A 14357-nucleotide genomic window follows, 5' to 3' on the forward strand; every position below is an offset into this window, starting at 1 on the left:
GGGGTCAGAGCAGGAAATCCCGCGCGATTTCCGCCGCGAGGCGTTCCAGCAGCGGGCCCGCCTGCGCCATGGAGACGGCCGGGTCCGGTTCCAGCCGGCTGAGGGCGTAGGCGCGGCGGATGCCCGCCCTGCCCAGGGCCTCCGGCGGGAGCGTCAGCCGGCCGCAGACCGCGATGACCTCGATGCCCCGCGCGCGGGCAGCCGCCGCGACGCCCGCGGGGGCCTTGCCGTGCAGGGTCTGCTCGTCCAGGGAACCTTCGCCCGTGATCACGAGGGTCGCCCGGGACAGGGCGTGGGCGAAGCCCAGTACGTCGAGCATGACCTCGATCCCGGGGCGGAAGCCCGCGCCGAGTCCGACCAGCGCGCCGTACCCGATACCGCCGGCCGCGCCCGCGCCCGGCGAGAGCGCGAGATCGGCGGCACGGGGGCCGATGGCCGTCTCCAGGACCGCGGCGTAGCGGGCGAGGGCCGCGTCGAGGATGGCGACATCCTCGGGGCTCGCGCCCTTCTGCGGCCCGTAGACAGCGGGGGCGCCCTTGGGGCCGGTCAGCGGATTGTCGACATCGCTGGCGAGAATGATCTCCGTCCGGGCGAGACGTTCGTCCAGACCGGAGAGGTCCGCGGTGGCCAGGTCGCGCAGCCCGCCGCCGCCGGGTCCGACCGGCTGCCCCGCCGCGTCCAGGAAGCGGGCGCCCAGCGCCGCGAGCATCCCCGCGCCGCCGTCGGTCGTGGCGCTGCCGCCGACGCCGAAGACGATGCCGCGCGCTCCCGCGTCCAGCGCGGCGCGCAGCAGCTCGCCGGAGCCGAAGGTGGTCGCCGTCAGCGGCGCGAAAACCCCGTCGGGCAGACACTGAAGGCCCGAGGCCTCCGCCATCTCGACGACGGCCGTACCGTCGCGCAGCGCGAAGGCGGCGGTCAGCTCGTCACCGAGCGGACCGGTGACCCGTACCTCGCGTCGTTCGAATCCGGCGGCCACGGCCGCCGCGACCGTACCGTCGCCGCCGTCCGCGACGGGCAGGGTTTCCACCGTCACCCCGGGGACGATCCGACGCAGTCCCGCCGTCACCCGCTCCGCGACCTGCACGGCTGTGAGCGAACCCTTGAACTTGTCCGCCGCGATGAGCACGCGCGCGGCCTCCGTTGCTGCTCCGTCCGTCACTATGCATCCCTTTGCTCTTCGAACAGGCAGTCGCGCCGTCCCCGACCCTATCCGGACGGCAGCTCCGTGCCCATAGGCCGCCCTTGTGCGCCCAGGTCCACCCACCTGCGACGCCCGGCTTCGCCCGACGACACACCGCCTAGGCTTTCCCGTGTGAAAACACACACTGATGCAGACACCGGTACCGATACCGACTACGCCACGTACATCGCGGGCCTCCCCCGCGTCCTCGCCGGCGCGGCCGTGCTGTTCAGGGACGACGCGGGGCGCGTGCTGATCGTCGAGCCGAACTACCGGGACGGCTGGGCGCTGCCCGGCGGGACCATCGAGTCCGACGACGGCGAGACTCCTCGCCAGGGCGCCCGGCGGGAGACCCTGGAGGAGATCGGCCTCGACATCGAGCCGGGGCGGCTGCTGGCGATCGACTGGGTGCAGGGGCGGGCCCGGCCGCCGATCGCCGCGTATCTGTACGACGGCGGGGTGCTGGACGAGGAGCGGCTGGCGGCGATCCGGCTCCAGGAGGAGGAGCTGCTCTCGTGGCGGCTGGTGGACCGTGCCGAGGTCCCGGCGTTTCTGCCGGGCACGCTCGGACCGCGGGTACTGGCCGCGCTCGATGTGCTGGATTCCGGCGCGGGCGCGGTGGAGCTGGAGAACGGGCACCGGCCCGGCTCGTCGTAACCGGCCCGAGGACGGCCCGAGGACGGCCCGGGAGGGGTTCCGGGAAGGGGTTGCGGGAGGGGGTCCGGGAAGGGGTTGCGGGAGGGGGGCCGGGAGGGGTTGGGGCGGAGAGTTGACCTTCAGGTTGCCTGAACGTCGACAATCACCGCCATGGACCTCACCACGGACGGCACCACCGACGGCACCACCGAAGGCATCTCGCGGGGCACCGCTCACCTGCTGGGTATCAGCGCCTTCGCCCGGCGCGTCGGTCTCGCGCCGAGCGCACTGCGTTTCTACAACGACTGCGGTGTGCTGCCGCCCGCCCGGGTCGATACGACGACGGGCTACCGCTTCTACCGCCCCGACCAGGACATCCGGGCCCGGATGCTGCGGAGCCTGCGGGCGGCGGGGCTGCCGCTGGCCGAGGTCACCGTCGTGCTCGACGGCGACGAGGACGAGGCCCGCGCCGTGCTGGAGCGGCACCGGAACACCGTACGGGACCGGACGCGGACGGCCGACGCCACGATCGAGGCGGTGCTGCGGTCCCTGTCCGGCGACGGAGCGCGCGCGGATTCCGGGGCAGGGGCCGAGACCGGGGCCGTCACCCGCGTACGGCTCGGGGGCGTGGAGCTGGCGAGCGCGTTCCGCCAGGTCGTGCCGGCCGCCGGGCATGACCCGGTCCACCCGGAACTCGGCTGCGTGCTCGTCGAGATCGACGACGGCGAGGTCCGGGTGGTGGCCACCGACCGCTACCGGCTGTCGATGCGGGTCCTGAGGCCGGTGGCGGCGGTGGAGGGGCCCGCCCGCGGGCTGCTGGTGGCGGCCGGCTCCCTCCCCGGGATCGGGGCCTGGGCGTCGCGGTGCGCCGCCGTGACGATCGAGGCGGGCCCGGACGGGGCCACGCTCCGGGAGACGGCGGGCACGGCGTCCCGTGAACTCCCCGTCTCGACCGCCCTGTTCCCCGCGTACCGGGACATGCTGTCGGCCCTGACACCGGCCCGGCACCGGCTGATCGTGGACCGGCCGGCCCTGCTCGACGCCGTCAACAACTGCGGGGAGACACCGGCGGTCGTGCTGCGGCTGGGCGAGGACGAGGTGGCCGTCTCCCTGCCCGATCACTCCCGGGCCACGGCTCTGCCGGCCGTCTGCCCCGGCGAACAGCCCCCGTGTATCGGCTTCGACCCCGCCGTACTGGCCCCGGCCCTGGAAGCGAGTGTCGGCCCCGACGTGCTGCTGGAGATCGCCTCCGTCAGCGAGCCGGTGGTGGTGCGCTCGGCCGACCAGGGCAGCTTCACCACCCTGGTGATGCCCGTCGCCCTCGGCGGCGACGCCGTCTGACACCGCCGTCCGACGCCCCGCTCCGATGAGGAAATGAGGAGTTACATGGACCCCGAGAACCCCGTCGTACAGCTCTGCGCGCAGGGCATGACGGCCGAGAACCGAAGGCCGGGAGACCGACGCGCGCGGGCTGTTCCTCCGGGCCTGGGAGGCGGCCGGGGACGACTACGAGGCGTGCGTCGCCGCGCACTACCTCGCCCGCCATCAGCCGACCCCGGAAGAGACACTGCGCTGGAACCAGGAGTGTCTGACCCGCACCGACCGGGTCGGCGACGACCGCGTCCGCGGCTTCTACGCCTCGCTGCACGGCAACATGGGCCGGGCCCAGCTCGCGCTCGGCCGGCCGGAAACGGCCCGTGCGCACTTCCGATCGGCGGCCGAGCGTCTCGACGGCGTACCGCCCGGCCCCGTACCGGGAGTGGGTCCGGCTCTGCGTCGCCAGGGGGCTGCGGGCCACCGACGACGCGCCCGCGGCGGACGATCCCGTCCGTTCCCTGCTGACCGGGCTGTGCGCACGCGCCGATCTCGAAGCGCTGAGCCTGCTCCTCCCCGCCTACATGGGCGGTCTGGGCGCGCCCGAGGACGAGGAGCGTCTCACCACCGCCCTGCGGATGCTCCACGCCGAGAAGCGGCTGCCCGCCCCGGAGCAGTCCTCGCTGAGCGAGGCCATCGCACTGCGCTCCGCCTGACACCGGCCCCGGATGGGTGACCGCCGGCCGGGTGAGGGCCCCCTGGGGGGGGTGAGGGGCCGTCAGGGCCGGTTCCCCCACGTTCATTCCACGTTGGTCCTGCGTGCACGGCGGCCCGGCATCATCCTGGCATCCCAGGACTCGGAGGCACCATGCGAAGGCACCCGCGCGGCCGGTTCGCGGCCCTGTTCATGTCCGTGGTCGTCGTGTCGGCCGTCGTCGCCGGCGCCGGAGCGGCGCAGGCCCTGGCCCCCGCCGAGGCCGCGCCGCCCGCCCGGCCCGCCACCCTGCCCAGCCGTCCCGCCGCGCTGCCCGCCCGAGTCGACGGCGGTACATGGCAGTCCGGCCATCTCCAGGGCATGGCCATCGACCGCCGCGAGGGCCACATGTACTTCTCCTTCACCAACCTCCTGGTGAAGACGGATCTGGCCGGCAAGCCCCTCGGTTCCGTCACCGGCTTCACCGGACACCTCGGTGACCTGGACTTCAACGAGGAGGACGGACGGGTCTACGGCTCGCTGGAGTACAAGGCCGCGAAGGCCTTCTACATCGCGATCTTCGACGGGGACCGCATCACCCGGATGAACATGGACGCCGCGTCCACCGGCGTGGTCTCCACCGTCCATCTCCAGGAGGTCGTGAAGGACTACACGGCCGACATGAACGGCGACGGTGTCTTCGACGGAGACACCGCCAACACCCTCGACCACCGGTACGGGTGCAGTGGCATCGACGGCGTCGCGTTCGGGCCCTCCTTCGACCACGAGGGCGGTACGAAACTGACCGTCGCGTACGGGGTCTACGCCCACACCGGCCGCCAGGACAACGACAATCAGGTCCTGCTCCAGTACGACGTCCGGCGGTGGGAGCGGTACGAGCGCCCGCTGACGGAGGACGCCCCGCACACGAGCGGCCCGTCCTCCCCCGACGGCAAGTACTTCGCATACACCGGGAACACCACGTACGGCGTGCAGAACCTGGAGTACGACGCGGAGAGCGGCGATTGGCTGATGGCCGTGTACAAGGGCACCAAGCCGGGGTACCCGAACTACTCGCTCTTCGTCCTGGACGGCTCGAAGCGACCCGTGTGGGGCACCGTCCCGGGCCAGCTGCCTTCCGAGCGCGGGCAGTTGCTGACGCTCCTGCCGCGCGGGCTGCATGACACGGCGTCCGGGGTGTACGGCTGGGAGTCGGCCGGACAGTACGGGCTGATCTCGCTGGGCGGTGGCCGCTACTACGTCGCCGAGGCCGGTACGGTCCAGGTCGACGGCGTCACCCGGCAGACCGGCCGCGCGGTCCTGCACCGCTGGACGGGGCTGACCCCGAACCCCTTCGCGCCCGTGACACCGGCGCCGCGGGTGCGGCCCGTGACGCCGTGACGACCGTGACTCCGGCCCAGCGACCGGTGACGCCGGTGCCGCCGGAGACGCCGGGACGACCGAGCGGCCGGTGAGGCTCCCCTGACCGGCGGGGGAATCCGTTCGCCGCTCCCCGGCGTCGCTGCGTACCCTCGCGGCATGACTCTCGTCGCGATCCTCAGCGGCGCCGGGATCTCCACGGACTCCGGCATCCCCGACTACCGCGGGCCCAACGGCCTGTGGCGGCGCGATCCCGGCGCCGAGAAGCTCGTCACATACGACTCGTACATGACGGACCCGGACATCCGCCGCCGCTCCTGGCGGATGCGGAGCGAGAGCACCACGCCGCGCGCCGAGCCCAATGCCGCGCACCGGGCGGTGGCCGAGCTGGCGCGGGCGGGGACGGCGGTCCGGGTGATCACCCAGAATGTGGACGGGCTCCATCAGCTGGCCGGTCTCCCCGCCCGCAAGGTGCTCGAACTCCACGGCACGGCACGGTCGGTGAGCTGTACGGAGTGCGGGGCGCGCTCGTCGATGGAGGAGGCGCTCGCGCGCGTGGCGGCGGGTGAGACGGACCCGCCCTGCCGGGAGTGCGGCGGGATCCTCAAGTCGGCGACGGTGATGTTCGGCGAGCGGCTCGACCCCGAGGTACTGGCCCGGTCGATGGCGATCGCCAAGGCGTGCGAGGTGTTCCTCGCGGTCGGTACGACCCTTCAGGTGCAGCCGGCCGCCTCGCTCGCGGGGATCGCCGCCGACCATGGAGCCCGGCTGATCGTGGTCAACGCCGAGCAGACGCCGTACGACGACCGGGCCGACGAGATCGTCCGCGAGCCGATCGGTACGGCGCTGCCCGCGCTGCTGAAGAGGTACCACCCCGGCTGACCGACCCGGCTGACCGACAGGGGCAACCGGACGACCAGGGTGCGCGCCCTCAGAAGAGCGTGGCGGTGGCCGGGGTCTCGGCCGCCGCTCCTTCGAAGACCAGCAGCCGCTGCTTGCGGTCCAGACCGCCGCCGTAGCCGGTGAGTCCGCCGGTCGAGCCGATCACCCGGTGGCAGGGCACGATGATGCCGACCGGGTTCTTGCCGTTGGCCAACCCCACCGCGCGCGAGGCGCCCGGCTTGCCGAGGAACTCGGCCAGTTCGCCGTACGAACGTGTCTCGCCGTAGGGGATCCGCTGGAGCCGGCCCCAGACCTCGCGCTGGAACGGGGTGCCGTTCAGCCGCAGAGGCAGATCGAACTCGGTCAGCTCACCGTCGAAGTACGCGCCGAGCTGGCGCACCACCTCGGGGAAGGGCCTCGGGTCCGGCTCCCCGAAGGTCTCCTCGGGCGGGCGATGCCGCTGCCCGACCATATAGAGGCCGCTCAGCGCGCCGTCGGTGGCGACCAGGGTCAGTGGTCCGTAGGGGCTGTCGATCACGGTGTGGACGATGTGCTGTCCACGTTCTGTAGTCATGGTGAACTTCCTTACGCGGGAAGGTGGTTGATGGCGTGGTCCTCGGTGGCCCACAGATACTGCACGGCATACGCCCGCCAGGGCCGCCACGCGGCGGCGCGCGCGGTGAGCGCGGCGGGTGTGGACGGCAGGCCGAGGCCCGCCGCGGCCCGCCGCATACCGAGATCCGTCGGCAGGAACGCGTCGGGGTCGCCGAGCGCGCGCATGGCGATCACCTCGACCGTCCACGGTCCGAATCCGGGCAGGGCGATGAGCTGTTCCCGCGCCCGGTCCCAGTCGCTGTCGGGGCCGAGCCGGAGCGAGCCGTCGGCGAGGGCCGCGACCAGCGTGGTGAGGGTGGTACGTCTGCTGCGCGGCAGGGCCAGCGCCTCGGGGTCGAGCGCGGCCAGCGCCTCCGGGGCCGGGAAGAGATGGGTGAGCCCGCCCTCGGGGTCGTCGACCGGCACGCCGTGCGCCGTGACCAGCCGGGCCGCGTGGGTGCGGGCCGCGGCGGTGGAGACCTGCTGGCCGAGCACGGCGCGCACGGCGAACTCGGCGGCGTCCACGGTACGGGGCACACGCCGCCCCGGCGCCTTGTCGACCAACGGGGTCAACAGCGGGTCGGCGCGCAGTTGTTCGTCCACGGCCACCGGATCGGCGTCCAGGTCGAGCATCCGGCGGCAGCTGCTGATGGCGAGCGTGAGATCGCGCGGATCGGTGAGCGAGAGCCGGCACGCGATGTGGTCGGGGCGCGGGGTGAGGGCGACGATGCCGTGTCCGTACGGCAGGGAGAGTGTGCGTCGGTACGCACCGTCCCGCCACTCCTCGACACCCGGTACGGCGGTCGCGGCGAGATGTCCGAAGAGGTTGTCCGGGGTGAGGGGTGCCCGGAACGGCAGCCGCAGCGAGATCACCCCGGGCGTACCGGCCGGCTCCGTACCACCCGTAGCGCTCGCACCGCTCGTACCACGCGTACCGGCCGGATCCATGCCGCGTGTACCGCGCGCGCCGCGTGCGCGCAGTTCGCTCGGTGACAGCGCGAACACCTCGCGGACGGTGTCGTTGAAGGCCCGGATCGAGGAGAAGCCGGCCGCGAAGGCGACGTCCGCCATGGGGAGGCCGGTCGTCTCGATCAGCAGCCGGGCGGTCTGCGCGCGCTGGGCGCGGGCCAGGGCGAGCGGCCCCGCGCCCAGTTCGGCGAGGAGCTGCCGCTCGATCTGGCGCGCCGAGTAGCCCAGCCGCCCGGCCAGTCCGGGGACACCCTCGCGGTCGACGACACCGTGCTGGATGAGCCGTACCGCGCGGGCGACGGTGTCGGCGCGGGCGTTCCACTCCGGCGAACCGGGGCTGGTGTCGGGCCGGCACCGCTTGCAGGCGCGGAACCCGGCCTGCTGGCAGGCGGCGGCGCTGGGGTAGAAGGTCATGTTCTCGGCCTTGGGCGGTACGACGGGACAGCTGGGCCGGCAGTAGATCCGCGTGGTCAGCACCGCGGTGAAGAACCAGCCGTCGAACCGCGCGTCCTTGGACCGCACGGCCCGCACGCAGCGCTCGGTATCGGAGTACATGGCTCCAGCATCCGTGAGGCGGAGGCTCTCCGCTGGCGGGAATCCGACATCAGCCTTCGGGTGACCTACCGCTCCCGGGCCGCCGTCGCCGTCTGGAACGCCGTATACGTGCGCCTGTTGAAGAGCACGAAGCGTACTTCCTCGATGGTCCCCGCCGCGGCCCGTCTCTCCGGTTTCTCCGCGGTCTCCCAGGCCGCGAGTGTCTCCCTGACCGTACGCACGGCGATCCGGGCGGCGTGGTCCAGCGGCCACTGGTGGATGCCGGTGGAGATCGCGGGCAGCGCGACCGTGCGCGCCCCCAGCTCGGCCGCGACCTCCAGCGAGGTGCGATAGCAGGAGGCGAGCAGGCTCGACCGGTCGTCGTATCTGTCCCAGTGCGGCCCTACGGTGTGGATCACCCAGAGTGCCTGGAGGCGGCCCGCGGTGGTGGCGGCGGACTGTCCGGTGGCCAGCCCGTGGCTGTACCGGGTTTCGCGCAGCTCACGGCAGGCCTTCGTGAGGGCCCGCCCGGCGCGGGCGTGGATCGTGCCGTCGACGCTGCCGGGGCTGCCGCCCACCAGTCCGGAGTTCGCGGGGTTGACGAGCGCGTCGGCGCGCTGGTCGGTGAGGTCTCCGAGGACGAGAGTCAGGTTCGTCATGCGCATGGCCTCCTCGGGCCCGGCGCGGGCCCTGCTCAGCGGCGGCTCGGGGGATGTCGGCGCGTCGGCCGACGGTTCGGGGGATGTCGGCGCGCGGCCGACGGTTCGGGGCGGCTCAGACGGCGCGCAGCTTTCGCCACACCGCCTTCGCCGCGTTGTGCCCGGACATCCCGTGCACCCCGGGCCCCGGCGGCGTCGCGGAGGAGCAGAGGAAGACCGCGGGGTGCGGGGTGGCGTACGGGAAGAAGGAGATCTTCGGCCGCAGCAGCAGCTGGAGTCCCGAGGCGGCGCCGCACGCGATGTCCCCGCCCACGTAGTTGACGTTACGGACGGCCAGTTCGGGCGGGCCCGCGGTGGCGCGGGCCAGGACGAGGTCGCGGAAGCCGGGCGCGAAGCGTTCCAGCTGCCGTTCGACCGCGTCCGTGAGGTCGCCCTGCCAGCCGTTCGGGACATGGCCGTATGTCCAGAAGACATGCTTGCCCTCGGGCGCGCGGGACGGGTCGACAAGGCTGGGCTGCGCGGTGATCAGGAACGGTGTCGGCGGCGCCTGTCCGCCCGCGGCCTGGCGCAGCGCGGTGCCGATCTCCCCGCTGGTGGGTCCGATCTGGACCGTGCCGGCCCGTCTGGGCGCCTCGGCCGTCCAGGGCACGGGGCCGTCCAGCGCGTAGTCGATCTTGAAGACGCTCGCCCCGTACCGGTAGCCGTCGTACGCCCTGCCGAGGCCGGCGATCCTGGCCAGGGCGGTCGGTGAGGTGTCGAAGACATACGCGCGGGCCGGCGGCAGATCGTCCAGCCGCTTGACCTCGTATCCGGTGTGGACCGTGCCCCCCAGGTCGCGGAGGTACGCGGCGAGGGCGTCGGCTATCGACTGGGAACCGCCGCGGGGCATCGGCCAGCCGACCGCGTGGGCGGCGAGCGCGAAGATCAGACCTACGGCGCCGGTCGCGAAGCCGTTCAGCGGGGCGATGACATGCGCGACGAGCCCGGCGAACAGGCTCTTCGCCTTCTCGTCGCGGAACCGGCGGGTCAGCCAGGTCGACGGCGGCAGTCCGGTGAGACCGAACCGCGCCAGGGTGACGGGGTCGCGCGGCAGCGCGGTCAGCGGCAGGGACATGAAGTCCTGGACGAGGCTGTCCCATTTGCCGAGGAACGGAGCCACGAGCCGGCGGTACGCACCCGCGTCGCGCGGCCCGAACGACGCGGCCGTCTCGGCGACGGAGCGCGACAGCACGGCCGCCGTCCCGTCGTCGAAGGGATGCGCCATCGGCAGCTCGGGGTGGAGCCAGTCGAGGCCGTACCGGGCGAGCGGCATCGTCTTGAAGACCGGCGATCCCACGCCCAGCGGATGGACGGCGGAACAGGGGTCGTGGCGGAATCCGGGGAGCGTCAGCGCTTCCGTCCTGGCGCCGCCCCCCACGGTGTCCTTGGCCTCGAACACGGCCACGGAGAATCCACGCCTGGCCAGCTCGACCGCGGCGGTCAGCCCATTGGGTCCCGCCCCCACGACGACGGCATCGAGCATCGAGGTCACCTTCGGACTCCTTCGTCAGCCGATGGCAAGGAGCCCCAGGATATTCCCGAGCACTGACAGCCCGAACCCCGGTACTGTCCGCGACGATGAACACGACGATCGAAGCGATGGCGACGCGCCTGATGGCCGTACGCGGCGTACGCGCCGTGGCCCTCGGCGGCAGCCGCGCCCGGGGCACGCACCGCCCGGATTCCGACTGGGACCTGGGCGTCTACTACCGCGGCGAGCCGGACGTCGGGGCGCTGGCGGCACTGGCCGCCGAGATGACCGGCTCCCCGGTGGAGGTCGCGGGCCCCGGCGGCTGGGGTCCGTGGGTGAACGGTGGCGCCTGGCTCTCCGTCGACGGGGTCGCGGTGGACTGGATCCTGCGGGATCTGGACCGGGTGGAACGCGTCTGGGCGGAGTGCCGGGAAGGCCGGTTCGAGATCGGCACGCAGCCGGGCCATCCGCTCGGCTTCTGGTCCCCCGCGTACGCGGGGGAGGTCGCGCTCTGCCGCGTACTGGCGGACACGGAGGGCGAGTTGACGGCGCTGCGGGCGGCGGCGCGCGGCTATCCGGAGCCGCTGCGAACCGCGCTTGCCGAGGCGGTCTGGGAGGCGGACTTCTCGGTGGCGGCGGCCCGCAAGGCGACGGGCGGTACCGGGGCGGCCGGGGCCGGTGCTGTTGCTGGGGGCGTGGCGGGGAACAGAACCGGAAGCGGGAGCGGGGGCGGGGGCGGCGGTGCAGTTAGAGGCGGGGGCGACGCGCTGTATGTGTCGCTCTGTCTGTCCCGGGCCTTCGGGATCCTCGTACAGGCTCTCCTCGCCCACCACCGGGTCTGGTGCCTCAACGAGAAGGGCGCGCTCGCGACGGCCGCCGCCCTGCCGCACACGCCGCCGGACTTCGCGCACCGGGTCGCGGCGGCGCTCCAGGGGCTGGACGCGCCGGCGATGGAGGCCGCGGACGCGCTGGTGCGGGACGTACGCGCGGTGCTGGACGGCCGCGCCTGACGGGCGTACGGACGTGACGACGCTCAGCCTCCGGCGAGCAGCCGCTCCCGTACCCGCTGGGCCGTCGCCGTGTCCCTGGCCGCCGTGAAGGGAAGCGCGTTGTCGCCCGTGATACGGAACCGCTCGCCCGTGAGCGTCATCTGGGTGCCGCCCGCCTCCTCCACCAGCAGGAGACCCGCCGCGTGGTCCCAGGCCAGCTCCCAGTTGAAGGCCACGGCGTCGAGCGCGCCGCGCGCCACACCCAGGTATTCGAGCCCCGCCGAGCCGCACGGGCGGGTTTCGACGCCCTCGGTGCGCAGCCCCAGGAGCGCGTGCTTCTGCTCGTCCGTGGTGTAGTCGGGATGGGACATCGCGACATGGAGCACCGCGCCGGGCGCGGGCGCTCCCGCGTGCAGGGGGACGCCGTCGAGGGTGGCGCCCCGGCCGCGTACGGCGATCGCCATCTCGTCCAGCGCCGCCGCGTACGTCCAGGACGCCAGCACCTCGCCACCCTGCGCGAGGGCGACGAGCGTGCAGAAGCCCCGCTCGCCGCGGACGAACGGGCGGGTGCCGTCGACCGGGTCGACGATCCATACGGGCGCGTCGCCGCGCAGCGCCTCGTACACCGACGGGTCCGCGTGCACCGCCTCCTCACCGACCACGACGGAGCCCGGGAGCAGCGCGGTGAGGGCGGCGGTGAGATGTTCCTCCGCGCCCCGGTCCGCGACCGTCACCAGATCGTGCGGGCCGTGCTTCTCGACGATCTCGTGCGCGGCGAGCTGACGGAAACGCGGCATGATCTCCGCGGCGGCGGCTGCCCGCAGTGCCTCCTCGACGGCGGACACGCGGGGTCCGCGGGCCGCCCCCGGCAGGGGAACCGTTCCGTACACCGAGTCATCGATCATTCCCCCAGCCAACCACGCCCGGGGGGCCGGGCGCGTGCCAGGTCATATGACGGGACGGCGGACGGTCGGGGCCGATGGTCGGGCGCCGATGATCGGGAGACGATGGGGGGCGGGGCCGACGACGGTCGGGGGGCGACGCTCAGCGGCCCACGGCGTACCCCTGCATGCCACGGGGGTTGGCCGCGGCCGAGAGGATGCCGGTCTCCGGGTCCCTGGCGACCGCGCAGAGCCGCCCCTCCGACCAGGGATCGCCGACGGTGACCTCGTGGCCCCGGCGGCGCAGTTCCCCGATGACCTCCGGGTCCATCCGGGACTCCACGGTCACGCTGCCGGGGCGCATACCGCGCGGGAAGAAGGAACCGGGGAAGCTGTCGTTGTGCCAGTTGGGCGCGTCGACGGCGCCCTGGAGATCGAGTCCGCCCCGCACGGGCGGGCGCAGGGCGAGAGCCAGGAAGAAGTGGAGCTGCCACTGGTCCTGCTGGTCACCGCCCGGCGTGCCGAAGGCCAGGACCGGTACGCCGTCGCGCAGCGCGAGGGACGGGGTGAGGGTGGTACGCGGCCTGCGGCCCGGGGTCAGGGAGTTCGGCAGACCGGGGTCGAGCCAGGCCATCTGGAGCCGCGTACCGAGCGGGAAGCCCAGCTCCGGCACGACCGGATTGGACTGGAGCCAGCCGCCGCTGGGGGTGGCGGCGATCATGTTGCCCCACCGGTCGACGATGTCGAGGTGGCAGGTGTCGCCCCGGGTGGCGCCGTCCTTGGCCACGGTCGGCTCCCCGGCGCCGGGGATCCCGAGCGCGTCGAAGCCGGGCTCGCCCGAAGCGACGGCGGTGGCGTGGCCGCTGAGCGCGGGTGCGCGTCCCTCCGGGCTGCCGGGGCGCAGCTCGTACGAGGCGCGCTCGCCGATGAGGGCGCGGCGCGCGGTGTTGTACGGCTCCGACAGCAGCGCGGCGAGCGGGGCCCCCTCGGCGGCGTCGCCGTACCAGGCCTCCCGGTCCGCCATGGCGAGCTTGCAGCCCTCGATGAGGAGATGGACATACTCCGCTGAGCCGTACCGGGGCAGTTCGGCCGCGTGGGAGGGCAGCAGGGCGAGCTGCTGGAGAAAGGCGGGGCCCTGGCTCCAGCCGCCCGCCTTGCACAGGGTCCAGCCGTTCCAGTCGTAGGTGGCCGGCGCCTCGTACGTCGCGGACCAGCCCGCCAGATCGGCGGCGGTGAGGGTGCCGGTGTGGCGCTCGCCGCTGGTGTCCATGGTGGGACGGGCGGAGTGCGCGACCAGGGCCTCGGCGATGAAGCCCGTACGCCAGACCGCTCTGGCGGCCTCGATCTGGGCCACCCGGTCCGCGCCGCCGGCCTCCTCGGCCTCCGCGATCAGCCGGCGCCAGGTCGCGGCGAGCACGGGGTTGCGGAACAGCTCGCCGGGCGCGGGTGCCTTCCCGCCGGGAAGGTAGACGTCCATGGACGAGGTCCACTCCGTCTCGAAGAGTTCACGGACGGTCTCGACGGTCTCGCCGACCCGTTCGACGGGGGCGTGGCCGTCCTCCGCGTAGCCGATGGCGTAGCGCAGCACCTGGGCGAGGGACTTGGTGCCGTGGTCGCGCAGCAGGAGCATCCAGGCGTCGAACGCGCCCGGTACGGCGGCGGCCAGCGGTCCGGTGCCGGGGACGAGTTCGAGGCCGAGCGAGCGGTAGTGGCCGATGGTCGCGCCCGCGGGTGCCGGGCCCTGGCCGCAGAGGACCTGTATGTCACCACCGGCGGGCGCGAGGATGATCGGCACCTCGCCGCCGGGCCCGTTGAGATGGGGTTCGACGACATGCAGGACGAAGCCGGCGGCTACGGCGGCGTCGTAGGCGTTGCCGCCGTCCTCCAGGACAGCCATCGCGGACTGCGAGGCGAGCCAGTGGGTGGAGGAGACCATGCCGAAGGTTCCTTGGAGCGTCGGTCGGGTGGTGAACTGCATGTCTCACCTCGGTGTTCGCGTGCGTCGGCCGGTCCCGCCAGTACGACCCCGCCAGCACTCCGGATCCGCTCCGGGGAGAATCTGTCCGGAGAGTCTGTCCGCTCCGGGGAGAGTCTGTCCGCTCTGGGGAGAGTCTGGGAGTTCCAGCCCTGCTCTG

13 protein-coding genes are annotated in these 14357 nt (G+C 73.4%); 6 read left to right on the plus strand and 7 right to left on the minus strand.

Going from position 1 to position 14357, the window contains the following annotated elements:
• Positions 1 to 4: 4 nt before the first annotated feature.
• Positions 5 to 1159, minus strand: coding sequence for a glycerate kinase (locus ACIRQP_RS23105; RefSeq protein ID WP_403893011.1), 1155 nt, complete (start codon positions 1157 to 1159; stop codon positions 5 to 7).
• A 153-nt stretch (positions 1160 to 1312) separates the two neighbouring features.
• Between ACIRQP_RS23105 and ACIRQP_RS23110 the strand changes: the two genes are divergently transcribed.
• The 5 genes from ACIRQP_RS23110 to ACIRQP_RS23130 all read left to right on the plus strand — a co-directional run bounded on the left by ACIRQP_RS23110 (position 1313) and on the right by ACIRQP_RS23130 (position 6086).
• Positions 1313 to 1837 (plus strand): NUDIX domain-containing protein, encoded by a 525-nt coding sequence (locus ACIRQP_RS23110; protein WP_403893012.1) that lies wholly within the window; start codon positions 1313 to 1315, stop codon positions 1835 to 1837.
• A 150-nt stretch (positions 1838 to 1987) separates the two neighbouring features.
• Positions 1988 to 3157 carry a MerR family transcriptional regulator gene (locus tag ACIRQP_RS23115; protein WP_403893013.1) on the plus strand — a complete coding sequence of 390 codons (1170 nt, stop codon included), beginning with the start codon at positions 1988 to 1990 and terminating at the stop codon, positions 3155 to 3157.
• Between the two features lie 356 nt (positions 3158 to 3513).
• Complete coding sequence (locus ACIRQP_RS23120; protein WP_403893014.1) at positions 3514 to 3846, plus strand: hypothetical protein; 333 nt, start codon at positions 3514 to 3516, stop codon at positions 3844 to 3846.
• Positions 3847 to 3998: 152 nt separating this feature from the next.
• A complete protein-coding gene (locus tag ACIRQP_RS23125) occupies positions 3999 to 5225 on the plus strand; it encodes a hypothetical protein (protein ID WP_403893015.1) in 1227 nt (408 codons plus the stop codon).
• 138 nt (positions 5226 to 5363) lie between these two features.
• Positions 5364 to 6086, plus strand: a complete 723-nt coding sequence (locus tag ACIRQP_RS23130; RefSeq protein WP_403893016.1) for an SIR2 family NAD-dependent protein deacylase — start codon at positions 5364 to 5366, stop codon at positions 6084 to 6086.
• Positions 6087 to 6135: 49 nt separating this feature from the next.
• Here ACIRQP_RS23130 and ACIRQP_RS23135 read toward each other — a convergent pair whose 3' ends face one another.
• The 4 genes from ACIRQP_RS23135 to ACIRQP_RS23150 form a co-directional block, all read right to left on the minus strand.
• Complete coding sequence (locus tag ACIRQP_RS23135; RefSeq protein ID WP_403893017.1) at positions 6136 to 6660, minus strand: methylated-DNA--[protein]-cysteine S-methyltransferase; 525 nt, start codon at positions 6658 to 6660, stop codon at positions 6136 to 6138.
• Positions 6661 to 6671: 11 nt separating this feature from the next.
• Complete coding sequence (locus ACIRQP_RS23140) at positions 6672 to 8204, minus strand: AlkA N-terminal domain-containing protein (protein WP_403893018.1); 1533 nt, start codon at positions 8202 to 8204, stop codon at positions 6672 to 6674.
• 65 nt (positions 8205 to 8269) lie between these two features.
• A complete protein-coding gene (locus tag ACIRQP_RS23145; protein ID WP_403893019.1) occupies positions 8270 to 8842 on the minus strand; it encodes an O-acetyl-ADP-ribose deacetylase in 573 nt (190 codons plus the stop codon).
• A 115-nt stretch (positions 8843 to 8957) separates the two neighbouring features.
• Complete coding sequence (locus tag ACIRQP_RS23150) at positions 8958 to 10373, minus strand: phytoene desaturase family protein (protein ID WP_403893020.1); 1416 nt, start codon at positions 10371 to 10373, stop codon at positions 8958 to 8960.
• 86 nt (positions 10374 to 10459) lie between these two features.
• Between ACIRQP_RS23150 and ACIRQP_RS23155 the strand changes: the two genes are divergently transcribed.
• Complete coding sequence (locus tag ACIRQP_RS23155; protein WP_403893021.1) at positions 10460 to 11362, plus strand: nucleotidyltransferase family protein; 903 nt, start codon at positions 10460 to 10462, stop codon at positions 11360 to 11362.
• A 23-nt stretch (positions 11363 to 11385) separates the two neighbouring features.
• On the opposite strand, the gene ACIRQP_RS23160 is transcribed toward ACIRQP_RS23155, so the two are convergent.
• On the minus strand, positions 11386 to 12246 hold the full coding sequence (locus tag ACIRQP_RS23160; RefSeq protein WP_403893022.1) for an inositol monophosphatase family protein: 861 nt from the start codon (positions 12244 to 12246) through the stop codon (positions 11386 to 11388).
• 139 nt (positions 12247 to 12385) lie between these two features.
• Positions 12386 to 14200, minus strand: coding sequence for a gamma-glutamyltransferase family protein (locus ACIRQP_RS23165; protein WP_403893023.1), 1815 nt, complete (start codon positions 14198 to 14200; stop codon positions 12386 to 12388).
• Positions 14201 to 14357 lie beyond the last annotated feature (157 nt).

Source organism: Streptomyces sp. NPDC102274 (genome assembly GCF_044766385.1).
In the GTDB taxonomy this organism is placed as follows: Bacteria; Actinomycetota; Actinomycetes; order Streptomycetales; family Streptomycetaceae; genus Streptomyces.